The sequence below is a fragment of the Bradyrhizobium sp. AZCC 1693 genome (assembly GCF_036924745.1).
GTDB lineage: Bacteria > Pseudomonadota > Alphaproteobacteria > Rhizobiales > Xanthobacteraceae > Bradyrhizobium.
In genome coordinates, this window is the sequence record NZ_JAZHSD010000001.1 from 7,246,805 (window position 1) to 7,269,592 (window position 22,788).

The 22,788-nt window shown below is 64.4% G+C and carries 13 protein-coding genes and 1 pseudogene; 7 read left to right on the top strand and 7 right to left on the bottom strand.

Features of this window, described 5'->3' with window-relative positions:
• Positions 1-5: 5 nt before the first annotated feature.
• Complete coding sequence (locus tag V1293_RS34405; RefSeq protein ID WP_334516059.1) at positions 6-1,223, bottom strand: mandelate racemase/muconate lactonizing enzyme family protein; 1,218 nt, start codon at positions 1,221-1,223, stop codon at positions 6-8.
• 218 nt (positions 1,224-1,441) lie between these two features.
• On the opposite strand from V1293_RS34405, the gene V1293_RS34410 reads away from it, so the two are divergent.
• A complete protein-coding gene (locus V1293_RS34410; protein ID WP_334516061.1) occupies positions 1,442-4,762 on the top strand; it encodes a carboxyl transferase domain-containing protein in 3,321 nt (1,106 codons plus the stop codon).
• A 713-nt stretch (positions 4,763-5,475) separates the two neighbouring features.
• On the opposite strand, the gene V1293_RS34415 is transcribed toward V1293_RS34410, so the two are convergent.
• Positions 5,476-7,092 (bottom strand): flavin-containing monooxygenase, encoded by a 1,617-nt coding sequence (locus V1293_RS34415; protein WP_334516063.1) that lies wholly within the window; start codon positions 7,090-7,092, stop codon positions 5,476-5,478.
• Positions 7,093-7,274: 182 nt separating this feature from the next.
• Between V1293_RS34415 and V1293_RS34420 the strand changes: the two genes are divergently transcribed.
• Complete coding sequence (locus tag V1293_RS34420; RefSeq protein ID WP_442894321.1) at positions 7,275-9,326, top strand: GMC family oxidoreductase; 2,052 nt, start codon at positions 7,275-7,277, stop codon at positions 9,324-9,326.
• Between the two features lie 81 nt (positions 9,327-9,407).
• Positions 9,408-10,433 (top strand): S1C family serine protease, encoded by a 1,026-nt coding sequence (locus tag V1293_RS34430; RefSeq protein WP_334516067.1) that lies wholly within the window; start codon positions 9,408-9,410, stop codon positions 10,431-10,433.
• 179 nt (positions 10,434-10,612) lie between these two features.
• Here the strand turns inward: V1293_RS34430 and V1293_RS34435 are convergent, their stop codons facing one another.
• The 5 genes and pseudogenes from V1293_RS34435 to V1293_RS34455 all read right to left on the bottom strand — a co-directional run bounded on the left by V1293_RS34435 (position 10,613) and on the right by V1293_RS34455 (position 18,148).
• A complete protein-coding gene (locus tag V1293_RS34435; protein WP_334516069.1) occupies positions 10,613-11,392 on the bottom strand; it encodes an alpha/beta fold hydrolase in 780 nt (259 codons plus the stop codon).
• 3 nt (positions 11,393-11,395) lie between these two features.
• A complete protein-coding gene (locus V1293_RS34440; RefSeq protein WP_334516070.1) occupies positions 11,396-12,691 on the bottom strand; it encodes an O-acetylhomoserine aminocarboxypropyltransferase in 1,296 nt (431 codons plus the stop codon).
• 45 nt (positions 12,692-12,736) lie between these two features.
• Positions 12,737-14,041, bottom strand: a complete 1,305-nt coding sequence (gene pncB, locus V1293_RS34445) for a nicotinate phosphoribosyltransferase (protein WP_334516072.1) — start codon at positions 14,039-14,041, stop codon at positions 12,737-12,739.
• A 69-nt stretch (positions 14,042-14,110) separates the two neighbouring features.
• Positions 14,111-17,666: pseudogene (locus V1293_RS34450) on the bottom strand (molybdopterin cofactor-binding domain-containing protein).
• On the bottom strand, positions 17,666-18,148 hold the full coding sequence (locus V1293_RS34455) for a (2Fe-2S)-binding protein (protein ID WP_334516074.1): 483 nt from the start codon (positions 18,146-18,148) through the stop codon (positions 17,666-17,668). Before V1293_RS34455 ends, V1293_RS34450 begins: the two are co-directional and overlap by 1 nt.
• Positions 18,149-18,402: 254 nt before the next feature.
• Between V1293_RS34455 and V1293_RS34460 the strand changes: the two genes are divergently transcribed.
• Genes V1293_RS34460 through V1293_RS34475 form a run of 4 tightly spaced genes read left to right on the top strand, consistent with a single transcriptional unit; the run spans position 18,403 to position 22,616 of the window.
• Entirely contained in the window at positions 18,403-19,881 is a 1,479-nt protein-coding gene (locus V1293_RS34460; RefSeq protein ID WP_334516076.1) for a 6-hydroxynicotinate reductase, read from the top strand.
• Entirely contained in the window at positions 19,878-20,786 is a 909-nt protein-coding gene (locus V1293_RS34465) for a UPF0280 family protein (protein ID WP_334516078.1), read from the top strand. The genes V1293_RS34460 and V1293_RS34465 overlap by 4 nt, the downstream gene beginning before the upstream one ends.
• Before the next feature lie 18 nt (positions 20,787-20,804).
• Positions 20,805-21,389, top strand: a complete 585-nt coding sequence (locus V1293_RS34470; protein ID WP_334516080.1) for an amino acid synthesis family protein — start codon at positions 20,805-20,807, stop codon at positions 21,387-21,389.
• A gap of 24 nt (positions 21,390-21,413) precedes the next feature.
• The gene (locus tag V1293_RS34475) at positions 21,414-22,616 is read left to right on the top strand and encodes an ABC transporter substrate-binding protein (protein ID WP_334516081.1); all 1,203 of its coding nucleotides are present in this window, start codon (positions 21,414-21,416) and stop codon (positions 22,614-22,616) included.
• The last annotated feature ends 172 nt before the right edge of the window (positions 22,617-22,788 follow it).

Sequence of the window (22,788 nt, forward strand, 5' to 3'; positions counted from 1 at the left end):
TAACCTCACGACTTCTTCTGCCCGTAATTCAACAGCCCGCCCTTGCTCTTCGGCGGATGGGCGCGCAGGCCTTCCTCGTTGGGCTCGGTGCCCCAGCCGGGGCGATCCGGCATCACCAGGTGGCCGTCGACGATCTCGGGCACGTGGGTGAACAGTTCATGGTCCCACGCCAGCCGGTCGACATCCGTTTCCATGATCCGCAAATTCGGCACGGCCGCCGAGAAATGTGCATTCATCATGGTGCAGAGGTGGCCGTAGAAATTATGCGGGGCGACGTTGACCTCGAAATGCTCGGCGGCGGCGGCGATCTTCATGGATTGCCAGACACCGTTCCAGGGCGTGTCGACGATCGCAACATCCATTGCCTGTTCGTTGAAATAGGGCAGGAATTCGCGCAGGCCCAGCAGCGTCTCACAGGAGGAGACCGGGTGCGGGCTCTGGCGGCGGATATAGCCCAGCGCCTGCGGATTAAAAGTGTCGATCTCCACCCAGAACAAATCCATATCCTTGATGGCGCGCAGGATCTTCAGATACCCTTCCGTCTTGGCGTTGAAGTTGAGGTCGAGCAGCAAATCGACATCGGGGCCGGCGCCGTCGCGGATCGCTTCCAGATGCATGCAGAGGTTTCGCAGCACCTTGCGGTCGACGTTGATCTCCGGCTCGAACGGCGAGCCGAAGCCGGGCCGCCAGCCCTGCGGCTTGCCATCGGTGTAGACGAAGATGTTGGTCTTCATCGCCGTAAAGCCTTTTTCGCGCACCTCGCGGCCGATTGCTTTCACGCCGTCGAGGTCGGTAATCGCCGGCTTGAACCAGTCGGGATGGTTGATGCGCCAGGTCGCGCAGTGCGACCAGTAGACCCGGATGCGGTCGCGGATTTTGCCGCCGAGCAGTTCGTAACAGGGCACGCCCAGCGCCTTGGCCTTGACGTCGAGCAGCGCGTTCTCGATGGCGCCGAGCGCCAGCGCCACCACGCCGCCCGCGGCCGGCCGCGTCGCGGCAAACAGTTCGGCGTAGATCCGCTCATGCTGGAAGGCGTTCTTGCCGACCACGCGCGCCCCAAGCCGCTCGATCGCCGTGGTGACGCCCGGCGCGCCAAAACCCTCGTCGTACTCGCTCCAGCCGACGATGCCGTCCTCGGTCATGATCTTGACGAAGTGGTAGTTCCGCCAGCCGGCGTCGCAGGCGAGCGTTTCGACGCTTCTTATGGTTGTGGCCTTTTTCATGATTTCCTGCCCGGTCTTGTTGTTGTCGTTGGCCGATAACAACAACGGTTTGGCTGAAGCGTCAATGACGGGGAATCGCCTGTGATTTCCGTTGCGCGGAACAAAATTCCGCTTGCATCGGAATTCCCGCAAGGCTTCATGTTCGGCAACAAGAATCTGAATCGACAGCGATTTTGCTGGAAAAGTCAGGCGCGAACGCGGGGGTCAACGGAACGTCCATGTCCTTCCATAAATTGCTGATCGCCAACCGCGGCGAGATCGCCATCCGCATCGCGCGCGCCGCGGGTGACGCCGGCCTTGCCACCGTCGCGATCCATTCCGCCGACGATGCGCAATCGCTGCATGTCCGCGCCGCCGACGCAGCTTGCGAAATCCCGGGCCGCGGCGCGCGGGCCTATCTCGATATCGAGGCCGTGATAGCGGCCGCCAAGGCGACCGGATGCGAGGCGGTGCACCCGGGCTATGGCTTCCTCAGCGAGAACGCCACGCTCGCCCGGCGCTGCATCGAGGAAAGCATCGTCTTTGTCGGACCGTCGCCGGAAGCGCTCGACCTGTTCGGCGACAAGGCGCGAGCCAAGGCGCTGGCAAAACAATGCGGCGTGCCCATCATCGAGGGCACCAGCGGGCCGACCAGCCTGGAAGAGGCAAGGGCCTTCCTTGAGTCCCTGGACGCCGGCGGCGCCATCATGATCAAGGCGATCGCCGGCGGCGGCGGCCGCGGCATGCGCATCGTCGACGACGCGGGCAGACTGGAGGAGGCCTATGCGCGCTGCCAGTCCGAGGCGATGGCGGCCTTCGGCGGCGACGGCGTCTATGTCGAGCGCCTGATCCGCAACGCCCGCCACATCGAGGTGCAGATCATCTGCGACCACTATGGCGCGATCAGCCATTTGTGGGAGCGCGAATGCACCATCCAGCGCCGTAACCAAAAACTCATCGAGGTCGCGCCGAGCCCGTCGCTGAACGACGCCTTGCGCGGGCGCATCATCGACGCCGCCAAGGAACTCGCCGCCGCCGCCAACTACGATAACCTCGGCACCTTCGAATTCCTTGTCGATAGCGACGCCAAAACCAGCGACCAGGCGTTTGCCTTCATCGAGGCCAATCCGCGGCTCCAGGTCGAGCATACCGTCACCGAGCAGGTGCTCGGCCTCGATCTGGTGCAGTCGCAGCTCGCGGTCGCGGCCGGCGCCACGCTGGGTTCGCTCGGTCTGGCGCAGGCCTATATCCCAAAGCCGCGCGGCTTTGCGATGCAGCTCCGCGTCAACATGGAGGTGATGGACGAGGCCGGCGGAACAAAGCCGACCGGCGGGACGCTGGCGATGTTCGACCTGCCGTCCGGCCCCGGCGTTCGCGTCGATACGTTTGGCTATTCCGGGTACCGGACCAGCACCGCCTTCGACTCGCTGCTCGCCAAGGTCATCGTGCATTCGCCGGGCGGCAACTGGACCGACGTCGTGCATAAGGCGACGCGGACGCTGCGCGAGTTCCGGATCGGCGGCGTCGCCACCAACATCCCCTTCCTGGCGGCGATTTTGGCGCATCCGGATTTTGTCGAGAACCGCGTCAGCACCGGCTTCATCGAGGCTCATGTCGCTGATCTCGTCGGTGACGCCAAAGCGACCGCCGAGACGGCGCTGATCGAATCCGGCGTCGCGGCCGATGACGGCGCAGCCATGACGGAAGCCGCGGTTAGCGGACCGGGGCCAGCAGGCTCGGAGCCCGTTCCCGCGCCGCTGCAGGGCACGATCGTGGCTATCGACGTCAGGGAAGGGGACCTCGTCCGTCCCGGCCAGCAGATCGCCGTGCTCGAATCCATGAAGATGGAGCATCTGGTGACCGCACCGCATGGCGGCAGGGTGACGAAGGTCGCGGCCGAGGCCGGCGTGACGCTGATGCAGGACGAGGCGATCCTCTATCTGGAGCCTGCCGAGATCGACGCCCATGATGTGACTGCAGAGGAGGACGTCGATCTCGATCACATCCGTCCCGATCTCGCCGAACTGATCGAGCGCCACGCCATTACGTTGGATGAAAACCGCCCGGCGTCGGTCGAGCGGCGGCGCAAGACCAACCAGCGCACGGCGCGCGAGAACATTGCGCAACTCGTCGATGAAGGTTCGTTCGTCGAATACGGCTCGCTCGCCATCGCCGCGCAGCGCCGGCGGCGCGCGGTCGACGACCTCATCCGCAACACGCCGGCCGACGGGCTGATCTCCGGCGTCGCCACCGTGAACGCGGAAAAATTCGGCGCGGATGCCGCCCGCTGCATGGTGATTGCCTACGACTACACCGTGCTGGCCGGCACCCAGGGCCATATGAACCACAAGAAGATCGACCGCATGCTGGGCCTTGCCGAGCAATGGCGGATGCCGCTGGTGTTTTACGCCGAAGGCGGCGGCGGCCGGCCCGGCGATACCGACCGGCTCGGCATGACCGGCCTCGACGGGCCGTCTTTCGTGCAATTCGCAAAGCTCTCAGGATTGGTGCCCGTCATCGGCGTGGTGTCCGGCTATTGCTTCGCCGGCAACGCCGCGATGCTCGGCTGTTGCGATGTCATCATCGCGACGATGAACGCGTCGATCGGCATGGGCGGCCCCGCGATGATCGAAGGCGGCGGCCTCGGTGTCTATCATCCGGCCGAAGTGGGGCCGGTGTCGTTCCAGTCGCCGAACGGCGTCATCGACATCCTGGTCGAGGACGAGGCCGAAGCGACGGCGGCTGCGCAAAAATATCTGTCGTACTTCCAGGGCGCCGTTGCCGACTGGAAGGCGCCGGACCAGCGCCTGTTGCGGCGGGCGATCCCGGAAAACCGCCTGCGGGTCTATGATATCAGGACCGTCATCGATCTTCTCGCCGACGAAGGTTCGGTGCTGGAAATCCGCAGGGATTTCGGCGTCGGCATGATCACCGCCTTCATCCGCATCGAGGGAAAACCGTTCGGCCTGATCGCCAACAATCCAAAGCATCTCGGCGGCGCGATCGATGCGCCGGCCGGCGACAAGGCCGCGCGCTTCATGCAACTCTGCGACGCCTTCGATATTCCGCTGCTGTCGCTGTGCGACACGCCGGGCTTCATGGTCGGTCCCGAAGCGGAGAAGACCGCGATCGTGCGCCACGTCGCGCGGATGTTCGTCACCGGCGCGAGCCTCACCGTGCCGCTGTTCGGCATCGTCTTGCGCAAGGGCTACGGCCTGGGGGCGCAATCCATGATCGGCGGCGGCTTCCACGCCTCCTTCTTCACGGTGGCCTGGCCGACCGGCGAATTCGGCGGCATGGGGCTGGAAGGTTATGTCCGGCTCGGCTTCCGCAAGGAGATGGAAGCAATCGAAGATCCGGACGAGCGCGAGGACTACTACCAGGCCAAGGTCGCCGAGCTCTACGCCAACGGCAAGGCGGTCTCGATCGCCTCCGTGCTGGAGATCGACGAAGTGATCGATCCCGCCGACACGCGGCAGTGGATCATGTCAGGGCTGCGCTCGGTGCCGAAGCCCGAGCCGCGTACGACAAGAAAGCGGCCGTGTATTGATGCGTGGTGAGGACTTTTTCGTTCGGGTTACGGGCTCTGTGATCTCGTATGTGACTGCCCGACGGGCAAATCACTAAAACCCGTCCAGCCCTCGGCGCAAAAATATTCCGCTTCCGTTCTCACCCAAATCAGTTGCATAACTCCGCCCGTCTCACGGCAGATGAGGGGCGTTGGCCATCGTCACGAACGCGCTGTGAGATGCGATGGACGCAGATGGCGCGATAGACGTTGCGCGCCTGACGCGTACGGCGAAGTCGTGTGGTTCGGGCGCCGCGGTGCTGGCGTTAAGTCCAAGAGAAGCGAAGCTTCTCGGGGGCGACGGAGGCAAAAAAGCCGTTCTCCGGGAAGAGCACGAAGTAAACCGTAAAGCCATTGCGCAGGGAAGGCCGGAATGCTCCCGCTGCCCTGTATGCTCGTGTGCAGTTTTGTTTGCGCAAATCGCACGCGAGACCGCGGGTGCAGCAAGCACCCGGTCTTCCCTGCGCCCTCTGATTTCGAGGAGGGCAAACGAAGATGCAAACCTCGGGCGATCAGCGCCGCGAGAAGGCAAAGGTGCGTCAGCTCTTTGAAGATTGAATCCGAAAGCTCTTCCGTCGTCCCTGCGAACGCAGGGACCCATAACCACCGGCCGCAATTGCCTTGTGAGGTCGTCGTTATCTTGTCTTTTTCAATAACAAAAGCCGCGGAGTATGGGTCCCTGCGTTCGCAGGGACGTCGATGACACTACCCCAGCTTCAACTCATCATAACCCTTCGCCGCCACCTCGTCGCACCTGGCGCGATACGCCGGCGCGCTGCCGCTGTAGCGGGCGACGATGCGCCTCTGCTTGCCCTCGACGTTGGAGTTGATGCCGGTCATCCAGGAATTGACCTCGTTGGACAGCAGCCCCTCGCCGAGCGCCTTGACGTGATCGGTCCAGGATTTCACGCCCTCGGGCGTCGCCTCCAGCCGTGTCAGCTTGTTGGCCATGGCAAACCCAAGAAGCCCGGTCACCCAGTCGACGCTGTATTCGATGCTGCGCGGGATGTTGCCGAGCGCGGTGTGCGGCCCCATCAGCATCAGCATGTTGGGAAACCCGTGAACCATGATGCCGAGATAGGTCTCCGGGCCTTGTCGCCACTTCTCCTTCAGCCGCGCGCCGCCGGCGCCGCGAAAATCGATCTTGTCGAAACTACCGGTGATGGCGTCGAAGCCGGTCGCATAGATGATGATGTCGAACTCGTATTCCCTCTCGCTGGTCTTGATGCCCGCGAGTGTAATGCGCTCGATCGGCGTTTCCGTGATGTCGACCAGCTCGACATTGTCCTGATTATAGACCTCGTAATAGAAGGTCTCGAGCGGCAGCCGCCGTGTGCCAAAGCCGTGATTTTTCGGGATCAGCTTCTCCGCCACGGCCTGATTCTTCACCCGCTGCCGGATCTTGCGCGCCACGAAATCGGAGATCGTGGCATTGGCCTTGCGGTCGATCAGGATGTCGCGGAAATTGCCCTGCCAGATGCCGAAGCCGCGCTCGCCATAGAGCTTTTCATAAAACGCCTCGCGCTCCTCGTCCGACACCTCGAACGTGCCACGCGGGTCCGGCGTATGCAGGAAACAGGCGAAGGTCTCCTGGCAGCGGGCGAACATCTCGGGGTATCCCGCCTTGATCTTCACTTGCGTCTCGGCGTCGATCTTGCCGTTGTGCAGCGGTGCGCACCAGTTCGGCGTGCGCTGGAATACGGTGAGACGGCCGACCTGGCTCGCGATGGTCTGGATGGTCTGCACGCCGGTGGCGCCGGTGCCGATCACGGCGACGCGCTTGCCGGCGAAATCGACGGGCTCCTTCGGCCATCGCGCGGTATGGAAGGAGGCGCCCCTGAAATCATCGCGTCCCTCGATCCGCGGCAATGTAGGCGTCGACAGCGGACCTATCGCCGTGATCACGAACCGCGTGTCGAAGCGGTTGCCGTCCTCGAGGGTGATGCTCCAGCTTCGCGAGCCCTCATCGTAAACCGCCCCCGTCACGCGGCTGCGAAACTGGATATCGCGGCGGAGGTCGAACTTGTCGGCGACGTAGTTGAGATAGCGCAGCGTCTCCGGCTGGCCGGCGAAATGCTCCGACCATTCCCATTCCTGCAGCAACTCCCTGGAGAACGAATAGCCGTAGGAATAGCTCTCCGAATCGAAGCGCGCGCCGGGATAGCGGTTCCAGTACCAGGTGCCGCCGATATTGGTCCCGGCCTCGAACGCGCGCACGCGAAAACCCTGTTCGCGCAGCCGGTAGAGCTGGTACGGGCCCGACATGCCCGCGCCGATGATGATGGCGTCGTAGTCCGGAATCGGTGTCGCTCCCGTGCTCATGGTTTGCTGCAAAGCTATCCCGGCTTGCGGCAGTGGACAAACCGGTATCAAGGCGTGGCAGGGTTGCAGCTTTGCACCGCCATGCCGGCTTCACTCGGCTTTACGGCAGGCTGCATCTGCCCTTATCGTCGGAGTTCAGATCGCCGCAAGGCGACGATAATTCGGGGAGCGAAGCGACCGCAGTGAACGATCCCGTTGACGTCCTGATCATCGGCGCCGGCGCATCCGGCGCGGCAGTGGCGTGGAGCCTGGCCGATACCAAAATGCACATTCTCTGCCTCGACCAGGGCGGCTGGATGAACCCGTCGGAATATCCGAGCACGGGGCGCGATTGGGAAGCAAAATTCTACGGCGACTGGTCGAGCAGCCCGAACATCCGCGGCCGGCCCGAGGACTATCCTGTTAACGACGACAATTCGCCGATAAAGGTCGTCAACTTCAACGGCGTCGGGGGCTCGACGGTGATGTACACCGCGCATTGGCCGCGGCTGCACCCCTCCGATTTCAAGGTGAAGACGCTCGACGGCGTCGCCGATGACTGGCCGATCGATTACGACGCGCTCACGCCGTTCTTCGAGGAGAACGACCGGATGATGGGCGTCTCGGGCCTGTCGGGCGATCCGCTTTCACCGCTGACGCACCCGCCGATGCCGCCGCAGCCGCTCGGGCTTTCCGGCCCCTTGATCGGCAAGGCCATGAACAAGCTCGGCTGGCACTGGTGGCCGTCGGACACCACGGTCGCTACGATGGATTACGAGGGCCGGGCGCGCTGCATCAATCTTGGCCATTGCACGCCGGCCTGCGCGCAGGGCGCCAAAGCCTCGACCGACATCACCTATTGGCCGCACGCGATCCGCGCCGGCGTCGAGCTCAAGACCCATTGCCGCGTGCGCGAGATCCTGACCAACGAGCACGGCATGGCCTCGGGCGTCGTCTACTACGACAAGGATGGCGTCGAGCAGTTCCAGCCGGCCGAAGTCGTCATCATCGCCTGCAACGGCGTCGGCACGCCGCGGCTGCTCTTGAACTCGGTCTCCGGCCGTTTCCCGAATGGGCTCGCCAATTCATCCGGCCTGGTCGGCAAGAACCTGATGTTCCATCCCTATGCGCAGATCTACGGCTACGTGAAGGAGCCGACCGACAGTAACCGCGCGCCGCCGACCTGCCTCTGGGGCAAGGAATTTTACGACACCGACCTGTCGCGCGGCTTCGTCCGCGGCTACGGCATCCAGTTCGTCCGTGGCGCGGGACCGGTGTTCGAGGCCGTCGTGAGCGAGCAGAAGGGCATCCTGCCGTGGGGCGCCGATCATCACCGCGTGTTCCGCAAGCTCAACGGCCATCGGCTGGGCGTCTCCGCGATCTGCGAGGATCTCCCGGAAGAGCACAACCGCGTCACGCTCGATCCCGTCTTGAAGGACAGTCACGGGATCCCTGCGCCGAGGATCGACTACACGATCAGCGAGAACAGCCGGAAGATGATGGAGCATGGACTGGCGCGCGGCCGGGAGATTCTCGAGGTCGCCGGCGCCACCGACATCTGCACCAATAGTCCGATCCCCTGGGGCGGCTGGCATCTGCTTGGCACCGCGCGGATGGGCGCCGATCCGGCCCGCTCCGTGGTCAACGAATGGGGCCGCTCGCATGATGTGAAGAACCTCTTCATCGTCGACGGCAGCGTTTTCGTCACCTCAGGCGGCGTGAACCCGACCTCGACCATCCAGGCGATCGCGCTCTACGTCGCCGACCAGATGAAGCAACTGCCAACCTCTTCGACTGAGACCGCCATGTCCGCAGCAAATGAACTGACCACAGCCCAGCGCGACGACCTCCGCACCGTCGCGGCGATGATCGTTCCCGCCAGCGACGAGTATGAGGTGCCCGGCGCGGACGATCCCGCGATCCAGGCCGACATGCTGGCGACGCTTGGCCGCGACACCGCGCTGGTCACGCAGGCGCTCGACTATCTCGCGCGTCTCGCAGGCCAACCGCTGGCCGAACTCGATACGGCCAAGCGCGAGGCGATCGCAAACGAGTTCCGCGCCACGGGCGGCGCCGCGGCGGCGACGCTCGTCCGCGTCGTCCTGCAATGCTACTACCGCGACGACCGCGTGCTGCGGTCGCTAGGGCTCGAGCTGCGCGCACCGTTCCCGAAAGGCTATGCGCTGGAGCAAGGCGACTGGTCGCTGCTTGATCCCGTCAAGGCGCGGCCGGCGACGCTCAGGCGGGCGCCCTAGCAGGCCATCCCCGCGCCGGATGCGGGCATCTTGCGAATCCGGTTCCCGGCCACCATCTGATGAGGCCGAAGGAATCTCGTCATGTTGGATTTTACCTCAGATATCGCCGATGACGGACCGTCATCGCGAACGGCCGAGCCTGCCCGGAACGATGATCGGGTCTTGCTCGACGCCTATTCCAATGCCGTGATCGACGTAACCGAGCGCGTCGGGCCTGCCGTCGTGCGCGTCGAAACCGGGCCTAAAGTGCGCTCCGCGCGCGAGCGCGGCGGGCTTGGTTCCGGCATCGTGATCTCGCCCGACGGTCTCGTGCTGACCAACAGCCATGTGGTCGGATCGTCGAAAGAGATCAGGCTGCGCGACATCGAAGGCTTCGTCACTGACGCCCACGTGCTCGGCGTCGATCCCGACACCGATCTCGCGCTGCTGCGGGCCGATGGCGCGCGCGATTTGCGCTATGCGTCGCTGGGCAATTCCAAGAGCCTGCGCCGCGGCCAGCTCGTGGTCGCGATCGGCAACCCGCTCGGCTTTGAATCGACGGTGACAGCCGGCGTGGTGTCCGCGCTTGGCCGCTCGATCCGCTCGGTGAGCGGACGGACCATCGAGGACGTGATCCAGACCGACGCTGCATTGAATCCCGGCAATTCGGGTGGGCCGCTGGTGTCGTCGGCGGCCGAGGTGATCGGCATCAACACCGCGATCATCAATGGTGCGCAGGGCATCTGCTTTGCGGTCGCCAGCAACACCGCGCAGTTCGTGCTGTCGGAGATCATCCGCCACGGCTATGTCCGCCGCGCTTATATCGGCGTCGCCGGCCAGACCGCGCCGGTCCCGCGGCGGCATGCCGTGGTCGCCGGCATCGACAACAAGATGGGCGCGCTGCTGGCGCAGATCGAGCCGGACAGCCCGGCCGCGAAGGCGGGACTGCTGCCCGGCGACGTCGTGATCAAACTCGACGGCGTCGAGATCAACGGCGTCGACGACCTGATCCGCGTGCTCGATCGCGACCGCATCGGCCGCACGCTTGCGATGGATGTGCTGCGGATGGGAAGGTTGCGCGCGATCGACATTCATCCGGTGGAGCGCAAGCCTGCGGCAAGGCAGTAACGATTGTCGCAAGGCGCGCTGCTCTCCCTCTCCCCTTGTGGGAGAGGGTGGATCGAATGAGCGAAGCTCATTCGAGACGGGGGTCTGTCTCCGCGGAGAGAACCCCTCATCCGGCGCGGATTGCATCCGCGCCACCTTCTCCCACAAGGGGAGAAGGAAGAAACGGAGTTCGATTGCTACTACCGCAGCGCCGCCAGCAACTCGTCGGGCGCCTCGGCCATGATCATGTGGCCGGCGCCCGGAACCACAACGGTGCGCGAGTTCGGCGTCGCCGCCGCCAATGTCTTGCCGGCCTTCGCAGGCGTCATCATGTCGCGCTCGCCGAGGATGAAGGTCGCCGGCACCTTGACCTGCGCGGCGGCCGCGAGCGCATTCTGATAGGCGTTGCAGGCGTTGAGGTCGTTGTAGAGCACGCCCGGCCGCGTCTGCTGCAACACGCGCTGCGCGCCCTGATGCATCCACAGTCCCGGCGCGAGGCTGCCACCGAGTTCGGCCTTGAAGCCGAGACCCCAGATCGAGACCATGTCGATGGCATCGGGATTGTTGAACTCAGCGGCCTTGAGCAGATCGGGCCCCACCGTCATTGCGGCGGCAGTGCCGATCAGGCTGAGGCCGGAAACCTTGTCGGGATGCCGCGCGGAGGTCTCCAGCGCAATCAGCGATCCCATCGAGTGCCCGACCAGCTTCGCCTTGGGTGCGCCGGCGGCATCGAGCAGATCAGCGGTCCAGTCGGCCATGTCGGCGATGGTCGGAAGCGGCGCGCCGGACGAGCGGCCGTGCGCCGGCAAGTCCGGCGCCAGCACGGAATAGCCGTGATGCGCGAACCAGCGGCTGTGCAGCGCCCAGGTCGAATGATCAAAGCCCGCGCCGTGCAGCATCACCACCGCGGGCAGCGACGGATCGAACGGGCGGCCGCCGGTGGCAACAAAGACATCAGCACCGTTCACGGAAAGCTGCATGGTTCAAACCTTCTGCGATGCGCGAAGCGCCTGGCCGAGATCATCGATGATGTCGGAGGCGGTTTCGATCCCGACCGACAGCCGCACCAGCTCCTCGCCGACGCCTGCGGCTTTGAGCTGGGCGGCGTCCATCTGCTGATGCGTGGTGCTGGCGGGGTGAATGACCAGCGTCTTGGCGTCGCCGACATTGGCGAGGTGGCTGATCATCCGCAACGATTCGATGAATTTTTTGCCCGCCGCACGGCCGCCCTTGATGCCGAAAGAGACGATCGATCCGGCGCCGCGCGGCAGCAGCCGCTTCGCGAGTTGATGATCGGGATGATTTTCCAGCACCGGATGCAGCACCCAGTCGACCGCCTTGTTGGCGGTCAACGCCTCGAGCACCGCGAGCGTGTTGCTCATATGGCGCTCCATGCGGACGCCCAGCGTCTCGACGCCCTGCAGCAGCTGGAACGCGTTGGTCGGCGACAGGCACGCGCCAAAATCGCGCAAACCTTCGGTGCGGGCGCGCATGATGAAGGCGGCCTGGCCGAACTGCTCATCGAAGACGATGCCGTGATAGCCGGCATAGGGTTCGGTGAGTTGGGGAAACTTGCCGGAGGCGTGCCAGTCGAAGTGACCACCATCGACGATGACGCCGCCGATCGCAATGCCGTGGCCGCCGATCCATTTGGTCGCCGAGTTCATCACGATATCGGCACCGAGTTCGATCGGGCGGCTGAGAAAGGGCGTCGCAAAGGTGTTGTCGATCAGCAGCGGAATCTCCGCGTCATGGGCGACCTGGGCGACATCAGGGATATCCAGCACCTCGAGCCCGGGATTGCCGATGGTCTCGCCGATCACCAGCCGCGTATTCGGCTTGATAGCCGCACGGAATTCATCGAGCGCGCGCGGCTTGACGAAGGTAGTGGTGATGCCGAAGCGTGGTAGCGTATGCGCCAGCAGGTTGATGGTGCCGCCATAGAGCGAGGAGGAGGCGACGATGTGATCGCCGGCGTTAAGGATCGTCGCAATCGCCAGATGCATCGCGGCCATGCCGCTGGCCGTGCAGATCGCGCCGACGCCGGCTTCGAGCGCGGCGAGGCGCTCTTCGAGCACCGCGATCGTCGGATTGGAAATCCGCGTGTAGATGTGTCCGGCGCGTTCCAGATTGAACAGCGCCGCGGCGTGGTCGGAATCCTGAAACACGTAGGACGTGGTCTGATAGATCGGAACCGCACGCGCGCCGGTGACGGGGTCCGGGCGCTGGCCGGCGTGCAGGCTCAGGGTTTCGAAAGCAGGCGGCTTGGGTGCGGGCATGCGGGACTCGTCAAATCGGTTGATCTGGTACGGGTACTTGGAGGTTCAGACGTGCACGGCAGTGCGGACGCGCCCGGCATTGCCGAACACGCGCAAATAACGCTCGACCTCGGACGGGGAGCCGGTGGCTTTCTCGGGATTATCAGACAGCTTGACCGCGGGCCGTCCATCGACCGACGTTACCTTGCAGACCAGCGAGATCGGGTCGAGATCGGCGGAACCATCCGGCGCGCAGCCGACGAAATCGTTGGTGAGGTTGGTGCCCCAGCCGAACGAGATGCGCACCCGGCCGGCAAAGTGGCGGTAGGTCTCCTCGATCGAGTCGACATCCATGCCGTCGGAGAACACCAGCAGCTTCTCCCGGGGATCGCGGCCCTTCTGCTTCCACCACTTGATAATTTCCTCGCCAGCCATGATCGGCGGCGCGCTGTCCGGGCGAAAGCCGGTCCAGTCGGCGACCCAATCCGGCGCGTCGCGCAAAAACACCTTGGTACCGAAGGCGTCGGGCAGCGCAATCAAAAGATTGCCGCCATAGGTGTGGCGCCATTGATCGAGGATGCGATAGGGCGCCCAGCGCAACTCCTCGTCCGAGTTGGCGAGCGCGGCTGCGACCATCGGCAATTCATGCGCGTTGGTGCCGATCGCTTCGAGATCGTTGTCCATCGCCAGCAGCACGTTGGAGGTGCCGGTGAACGAAGGCCCAAGGCCCTCCTTGACCGCCTCGACGCACCAGCGCTGCCACAGATGGCCGTGGCGACGGCGCGTGCCGAAGTCCGACAGCCGCAAGCCTTCGAGCTTGCGCAATCGCTCGACCTTGGACCACAGCTTGGCCTTGGCGCGGGCATAGAGCACGTCGAGCACGAAGCGGCCCTGTCCCTTGGTCGCCTGTCGCGAGCGCAGCTCGTTCATGATCGCAAGCGCCGGGATTTCCCACATCGTGGTGTGAGTCCAGGGGCCGTGGAAGTGCAGTTCGTACTGGCCGTCGACCTTGTTCAATTCGTATTCGGGCAAGCGGAAGTTGGAGAGCCAGTTGATGAACTCCGGCGAGAACATCTGGGTCTTGCCGTAGAACGTGTTACCCGCGAGCCAGATCAGCTCTTTCTTGGTGAAGCGGATGGTGCGCGCATGATCGAGCTGCGCGCGCAACTCGCCCTCGTCGATGATCTCGGCAAGGCGGACGTGCTTGGTGCGGTTGATGACCGAAAAGGTGACGCGCTGATCCGGATAGAATTCGCGGATCATCTGCAGCATCAAAAGCTTGTAAAAATCGGTGTCGAGCAGGCTGCGCACGATCGGATCGAGCCGCCAGCCGTGATTATAGGTTCGCGATGCAATATCGGTAACTGCCATGGCGGAACTCTACCGTGCCAAAGGCCGCCCAACCAGTGGGTTCTGGCCGGAACATGGCAGCTCAGCGCGCTATTCCTGCCGGATTCGGCCGACCGCCGCCTGGATACCGGTCCAGGCAGGCTTGTCCGGGGCGAATTGCCGCCGCAGATAAGTAGCCAGTTCCGCGACCTGGCTGTCGGTCAGGCTGTCCTTGAAGGCCGGCATATAGCCGAGATCGGTTGCGGCCGGCTTGGCGATGCCGTGCAGGATGAGCTGGATCAGATTGTCAGGCACGGCGCTGTGCAGATTACTGTTGAGCGCCAGCGACGGCCGGCTGCCGAACAGCGGCGCGCCGCCGACCTCGTGGCACACCGCGCAGGCGCCCTGGTAGATCCGGGCGCCGATGCTGGAGGCGGCCGATGCGCGCGTGCCGGTCGAGGATTCCAGCCGTGCGGCGAGCGCTTGCTGCGCCGCGCGATCCATGGAGGTCTCGTTGAACGAAGCGAGATAGACCGCCATGGCGCGGATATCGGAATCCGGAAGTGCTGCGAGCTCCTTCACCACCGGCGCCATCGGCCCGGCGGCGACGCCGTGAAGGCGCGACTCGCCGGTTCGCAAGTATGCGTAAAGCTCGTCCTCGCTCCACGGGATCGGCGCCTGCGACAGCGATGTCAGCGCCGGTGCTTCCCAGCCTTCCGCAAACCCGCCCGCGAGATAGCCGTTCGCTTTCTCCGCGCCGAGCGCATTGCGCGGCGAATGGCAGGCGCTGCAATGGCCGAGACCTTCCACCAGATAGGCGCCGCGATTCCATATCTCCGATTTCGCCGGGTCTGGCTGGAACGTGCCGTGCTTGTAGAACAGCGCATTCCAACCCGCCATCAGCGGACGAACGTTGAACGGAAACGCCAGCGCATTCTGCGGGGTCTCCGCGCGCACCGCCGGTTGCGCCATCAGATAGGCGTAGAGCGCCTGCATGTCGGCGTCGGTGGTCCTGGCGAAATGCGTGTAGGGAAATGCCGGATAGAGATGCCTTCCGTCGCGATGGATGCCCTCGCGCATCGCGCGTTCGAAGGCGGGATAGGACCATGCGCCGATGCCGGTCTCGACATCGGGCGTGATATTGGTCGAGTAGATCGTGCCAAATGGCGTCGGCAACGGCTTGCCGCCGGCATTGAGGACGCCGTTAGCCGAGGTATGGCAGACCGCGCAGTCGCCGAGCGCGGCGAGTTGCTGGCCGCGGGCAATAGTGGCAGCCGAATAGACCGAGGCATCGGGCCGTGCGACCGGCGCGATCGCACGCCACGGCAGTACGGCGGCGCCGATGCCGATCGCAGCCGCGCACAGGGCTGCAGCGGTGGCGAACACGCCGCGGCGCCCGGCGAAAGGATTCCGCCATCTGCTCAAGTCGGGCTGCGGCGCGGATGTTGGCGACGGCAACGCTTCCGGTGCAGGCTGTTCCTCGCCGCGCAGCCCCCGCAGGATGCGTTCCGGCGTGAACGGCAATTCGCGAAAGCGCACACCGGTCGCATCAAAGATGGCGTTGGCGATGGCAGCCGCACTCGGGACGGAAGCGGACTCGCCGACGCCGAGTGGCGGCTGGTCCTGCCGCGGCAGCATCAACACGTCGATCTCGGGCACTTCGGGGAATTTGATAATGGGGTAGGCGCCCCATTCGCGGGCGGTCACGGAGGTGCGGTCGAACGACACTTCCTCCATCAGCGCGCGGCTGGTCGACTGGATGACGTTGCCGTGGATCTGGTGGCGCACGCCGTCCGGATTGATCATCAGGCCGGAATCCTGCCCGGCGACCACGCGCGTCACACTGACATCGCCGGTTGCCTTGTTGACGGCGACGTCGGCGATCCATGCCGACCACGCCGCGCCATAGCCGGGGAACTTGCTGTGGACATAGAGCGCATAGGCAAAGCCGCGCCCGCGCACGATGTCGCCCTCGGCTTCCATTTCCTCGCCGTACCGGCCGCGGCTTCCAGCCGGCGCGCTCGGCCACCGCATGGACGAGATCGATCGCGCGCTGGTCCTTCATATAGCGCAGGCGGTACTCGATCGGGTCGACGCCAGCTTCATCAGCGCATTCGTCGATCCAGGATTCATGCGCAAACGTGTTCGGCAGCGCCGAGACGCCGCGCAGCCAAGAGGCGCGCACGATCGGCGGCATGTCGTTCGCGACCACGCGCAGATTGTCATAGTCGTAGGGTGGGATCGCGGTGCGGTCGCCCATCTCGAAGATGGCGGGCGTGTGCGGGATGGTGCCGGTCAGCAGCAGCGCCAGCGTCGGCGCGCCGTTCGATGGATAGCGCGTGGCGAAATCGTAGCCGGCGACGCTGCCATCGGCGTTCAATCCGCCGTTGACGTCCATCACTTGCGCGGTGCCCTTCGGCTCCCACGCGTGCTCCTGCTCGCGCGTCAACTGCACGCGAACGGGCCGGCCGACGGCGCGCGACAGCAGGACGGCGTCGGCGGAGACGTCGTCGGCGCAGTTGCGGCCGTAGCAGCCGGCGGCCTCCATCCGGATCACCTCGATCTCGGCTTCGCGGCGACGGATCAGCCGTGCCAGCTCGGTGCGCAGATGGTGCGGGTTCTGCGAGCCGGACCAGACCCTGGTCTGATCCTCCTGATAGTCGGCGACCGCGCAGGATGGGCCGATCGAGGCGTGCATCTGGTACGGCCAGATGTAGGTTCGCGGCATCGGCTTCGCCGCGCCGGCAATCGCCGCATCGACATTACCCTTGTCGATCAGCGTTCGCGGCGTCGACGGATTGGCGCGCAGCGCGGTCTCGATGTCCTTGAGGTCGGGCAGCGTCGGCACCGGCTTCCAGCTCACCTTGAGCTGCGCCGCAGCTCTGATCGCGTTTTCCTCGCGCTCGGCGACGACGCCGACGAAGTCGCCGATCCTGACGATGGCGACCAGCCCGGGGATGTTGCTGACTGATGTCTCGTCGACCGCGATCAGGCTGTTGCCGATGAAGTCGCCAACATCGACGCCGGCATAGGGCGGACGGACGACGCGGCCATGCAGCATGCCGGGGACGCGCATATCGTGTACGTACACAAGTTCGCCGGTCGCCTTCGCCGGCAGATCGACACGCGGCACGGACTGCCCAACGATGGTGTAGGCATCAGCAGACTTCACGGGAACATCATCAGCCAGTTCAAGCTGGATGGACTCGCCGGATATCAGTTCGCCATAGCTGATGCTGCGATTGTCCTTGCCGCGTATCAAACCATCTTCAACAACAAGATCTTCGATCGGAAGCTCCAACCGCTCTGCGGCACGCGCGATCAGAAATTGCCGCGCCTGCGCGGCGGCCTTGCGCAGCGGCACGGCAGTGATCTGGATCGTTTCGCTCGCGATCGTCGCACCCTGATTGGGGACGAGCGATGTATCGCCGAGCACGACGACGACACGGGCAAAGGATACGTCGAGTTCCTCCGCGACGATCTGGCCGAGCGCGGTGCGGATGCCGGTGCCGAGATCGACATGACCGTTATACGCGGTGACCGATCCGTCGGCGGTAATTCTGATGAAGGTCTCGAACTTGACGGCCTCGACGGGGGAGGCCGGACGAACGACGGACAGCGTTCCCTGCATCCGTTCGCGATCCTCGGTCGTGTCGGGAGCCGTCATCACGTCTGTGCCTCAACGACGTGGCCGGCAGCCCGCATCGCCGCGCGCATGATCTCGATATGCGCGCCGCAGCGGCACAGATAGTGGCGCAGCGCTTCCAGCACTTCGGCCTCGGTCGGGTGAGGGGAGCGCAGCAGCAGCGCCTTGGTCGCGATGATCATGCCGTTGAGGCAGTAGCCGCATTGCGCGGCCTGTTCGCGGATGAACGCCTGCTGCACGGGATCGGGATGCTCGCGCGTGCCCAGACCTTCGAGCGTCACGATGTCGCGCCCGGTGCAGCCCTCGATCGGGATCACGCAGGAACGCGCCGCGACGCCGTCGATCAGCACGGCGCAGGCGCCGCATTCGCCAAGACCGCAGCCGAATTTCGGTCCGTTCAAGGCGAGGTCGTTGCGCAGGACATAAAGTAATGCGGTGTCGGGCGCGGCGTCGACATCGCTGGTCTTGCCGTTGACGGTCAGGCGCATCGTGCTCTGCGTCATGCTCCCCTAAGCCTTCGTTGCGCTGCAAAACTCTGTGCGGAACGCCCGGGAAAGATACCGTTTGTGTACAAACGTGCAAGCCGCGCGATCCCGCGCTGCAGCGCGCTGCTCGCTTTATGAACAGAGCGGTGAGGCAAATGAGGTATTATGCGGCAAGTCGGGCCTTTCGCGGCAAGGGCCGCTTGACAGCGTTTCCGTCCGCGCGCAACATCATTCGTATACGAACAAAATGATCAACCCGCCAGGAAGCGGGTATGATCGGCGCCTTCTCGACCGCAGGCTTGTTCATGACCGATGCGACCGTCGCCGGTGGCGACAAGATCCGCTGCGATGCCTGTCCGGTGATGTGTTACATCAAGCCGGGCGCAGCCGGCGCGTGCGATCGTTACGCCAACCACGACGGCGAACTGGTGCGCGTCGATCCGCATATCGTGCTGGAGCAGACGGTATCGCATGGCGGGCGGCTGGTGCCGTTTCAGGCCGGCGGCGACTGGGACGGCAAGATCGTCCACGAGCCGAACGTGTTCGTCACGGCGATCGGTGCCGGCACCACCTATCCCGATTACAAGCCGGCACCCTTCATTGTGTCGTCGGAAGTCGATGGCGTCGACATGGTCACGGTCGTGACCGAGGGCATTTTCAGCTATTGCGGCGTCAAGGTGAAGATCGACACCGACCGCTATCTTGGCCCGGAGACGGCGACGGTGCGCGCGGAAGGCGAGGCGATCGGCCATGTGACCACCAGCGAATACGGCTCGCAGATGCTCTCCCTCGGCGGCGTGCATCATCTGACCGGCGGTTCCAAGAAGGAAGGCCGCGTCACCTGCGACGCGCTAATGGACCTGTCCAACTGCAAGCCGGTGGAACTGACCATCGACGGCGGCGCCACGGTCGTGGTGCAGGCGGGCCATCCCCCCATCGTCAATGGCGTTGCCGAAGAGCGCATGCGAGTGGGGTGCGGTTCGGCCACCATCGGCATGTTCGCCAAGCAATGGCATGGCAAGGTCGACGAGGTCGTGGTTGTCGACGACCACATTACCGGCGTTCTCTCGGAGCATCAGGCCGGCAAGCTCCTGGATATTCCCGATACCGGGATCAAGATGAAGGGGCGGCGCTCGACGCCGGGCCGTTACTTCCAGGTGGCCGATCCCGGGACGGGGTGGGGCGGCACCAATATTTCCGATCCGCTGTCGGTGCTGGGGCCGTTCAATCCGAAGGAGGCGCGGCCCGGCCTGACCATGCTGATGGTTTCGACCACCGGCGAGCATGCCGCCTATTACGAACTCGACGAGGCGTTGCGGCCGATCGAAAAGCAGATGCCGCCCGATCTAAAATTCTCGGTCGAGCGCATCCAGGAAAACTGCGAACCGGCGCTATGCACGGTGTTGTTCATGGGCGGCGCTGGTGGTTCGCTGCGTGCCGGGGTCACCGACAATCCGGTTCGGCTGACGCGCTCAGTCAAGGACGCGCTGACGCGGGTCACCAGCGGCGGCGCGCCGGTCTATGTCTGGCCCGGCGGCGGCATCACCTTCATGGTCGATGTCACGCAGATGCCGGCCGGCGCATTCGGCTATGTGCCGACGCCCGCGCTGGTGGCGCCGATCGAGTTCACACTGCGGCTTTCCGACTATGCCGCGCTCGGCGGTCATATGGATCATGTCCGTCCGCTGGCGTCCCTGCGGGACAACACCGAAACCCGCCCGATGCCCTACATGCCGGGACGGCGCGCATGAAGCGGCTCCCGCAAATCGCGCTTCTTCCTGACGGCAAGCGGCTGCATTTGCAGGACGGTCCGATCGATCTGGTCATCGAGGCGAAGGGCAGGGACGGCGAAGTGCGCGCTGCGTATGACGCGGCGGCGGGGCGCTTCACGGGCCTGCTGGATGAGCTGTGCGCGGAGCTGGTCGAGCTGCGCCGGCCAGCCGATCCGGTCAGATGCACGCTGAAGGGTGTCGTCGCGCGTCGCATGCATGCGGCTGTCGCGCCGTTTGCCGCTGAACACTTCATTACGCCGATGGCGGCGGTGGCCGGCAGCGTCGCGGAAGAAATTCTCGGCTCGATGCTTGCCGCTGCACGGCTCGACCGCGCTTACGTCAATAATGGCGGTGACATCGCGCTGCACCTCGTCGGTGGCGAGCATTTTACCGTCGGCCTGTTGGACCGGCCCGACCGGCATGGCCTGATGCGAACGATTGATATTGACGCCGACGACCCAGTTCGAGGTATCGCGACCAGCGGGCGGCACGGCCGCAGTTTTTCGCTGGGGATCGCCGATGCCGTCACCGTGCTGGCGATAACTGCGTCGCAAGCGGATGCGGCGGCCACCATCATCGCCAATGCTGTCGATCTGCCTGGCCATCCTGCCATTGTCCGTTGTCCGGCCAACGCGTTGCAGCCCGACAGCGACCTCGGCGCGCGCCTTGTCACCCGCGACGTCGGCGCACTCGGAGAAGGCGAGATCGACGACGCGTTGAGGGCAGGGATCAGCCGGGCACAGCAATTGCTTGCGGCGGGATTGATCGAAGGTGCGGCCTTGCGTCTACTAGGCGAGACGGCCGTGGTGGGTGCAACAGGGATCAAGGCAGGCGCGTTGCCGGCGTTTCATGAAGGCGCACTGGAAAGACTGGCGCATGTGTGATCGGAAGCGAGGCTGATAATGGGCGCGATCATTCGCAAGATCGTCACGGTGGTCGAGGAAACCCATCTGGAGATGGGACAACAGGTTGCGCCGCCGACGCGGCGCGCAGCGGCAATCGCGGTGATCGAGAACCCCTTTGCAGGCCGGTACGTCGAGGATCTCTCACCCCTGATCGAAATCGGCGAGGAGCTTGGCGATCTGCTTTCGAAGAAGGCGGTGGCTGCGCTCGGCATCGACGGCGCCAAGGCGCACAGCTACGGCAAGGCCGCAGCCGTCGGCGAAAACGGTGAATTGGAACACGCGGCAGCGATCCTGCATCCCAAGATGGGCGCGCCGGTGCGGAAAGTCCTGGGCAAGGGCGCGGCGCTGATCCCGTCGTCGAAGAAGCGCAGCGGCCCGGGAACGACGCTGGATATTCCGCTCGGCCACAAGGACGCGGCCTTCGTGCGCAGCCATTTCGACGGCATGGAAGTGCAGATCAACGATGCGCCGCGCGCCAACGAGATCATGGTGGCGGTTGCGGTTACCGACAGCGGCAGGCCATTGCCGCGGGTCGGCGGATTGACGGTTTCGGAAGTCAAAGGCGAAGACGGTTTAAGATAATTCACAGGGATATTGGAGGTAGGGATGCGACGTAGACACGTATTGGGAGCAGGCTTGGCGATCGCGGTTGCCGGCATGGCGGGCAGCGCCATGGCGCAAAGCGAGATCAAGATCGGCGAGATCAACAGCTATTCGCTGTTGCCCGCCTTCACCGAGCCCTATCGCAAGGGCTGGCAGCTCGCGGTCGAGGAAGTCAACGCGGCGGGCGGCATCAACGGCAAGAAGCTCGTCGTCATCTCCAAGGATGACGGCGGCAAGCCGGCGGATGCGCAGACCGCGGCCAACGAACTGGTGTCGAGCGAGAACGTGGCGATGCTGACCGGCACGTTCCTGTCCAACATCGGTCTCGCCGTCTCCGACTTCGCCAACCAGAAGAAGGTGTTCTTCCTGGCGGCGGAGCCGCTGACCGACGCCATCACCTGGTCCAAGGGCAATCGATACACGTTCCGCCTGCGTCCTTCCAACTACATGCAGGCGGCGATGCTGGTGGAAGAGGCCGCAAAACTGCCGGCCAAGCGCTGGGCGACGATTGCGCCGAACTATGAATACGGCCAGTCGGCGGTCGCGGTGTTCAAGAAGCTGATGTCGGAGAAGCGTCCGGACATCCAGTGGGTCGATGAGCAGTGGCCGCCTCAGGGCAAGATCGACGCCGGCCCGGTGGTGCAGGCGGTGGCCGCCGCCAATCCCGAAGCGATCCTCAACGTCACCTTCGGCGCCGATCTGGTGAAGCTCGTACGCGAAGGCAATACGCGAGGCCTGTTCAAGGGGCGCTCGGTGGTGTCCTTCCTCACCGGCGAGCCGGAATATCTCGATCCGCTGAAGGAAGAAACGCCGGAGGGATGGATCGTCACGGGTTACCCCTGGTACGACATCAAGACGCCGGACCACGACAAGTTCCTGAAGGCGTATCAGGCCAAGTACAGCGATTATCCGCGGTTGGGCTCGATCGTCGGCTACCAGACCATCAAGGCGGCTGCGGCAATCCTTGCGAAAGCCAATTCGACCGACCCGGAGAAGCTGATTGCAGCCACCGAAGGCCTGTCGATGCCGTCGCCGTTCGGCGAGATCACCTTCCGCAAGATCGATCACCAGTCGACGCTTGGCGCTTATGTCGGCAAGACCGCGCTGAAGGACGGCAAGGGCGTGATGGTGAACTCCGTCTATCGCAAGGGCGCGGACTATCTGCCTGGTGATGCGGAAGTTGCCAAGCTGCGTCCGAAGGATTGAAGCTCTCCGCTCTCTCTTCTCCCTCTCCCCGTTCTTACGGGGAGAGGGTCGGGGTGAGGGGCTGTCTCCGCGAATTCCACTGATAGTAAGCTTGCGGATAAAGCCCCTCACCCGGAATTCAAGCTGACGCTTGAATTCCGGCCTCTCCCCGCGCGCGGGGAGAGGCTAAGTC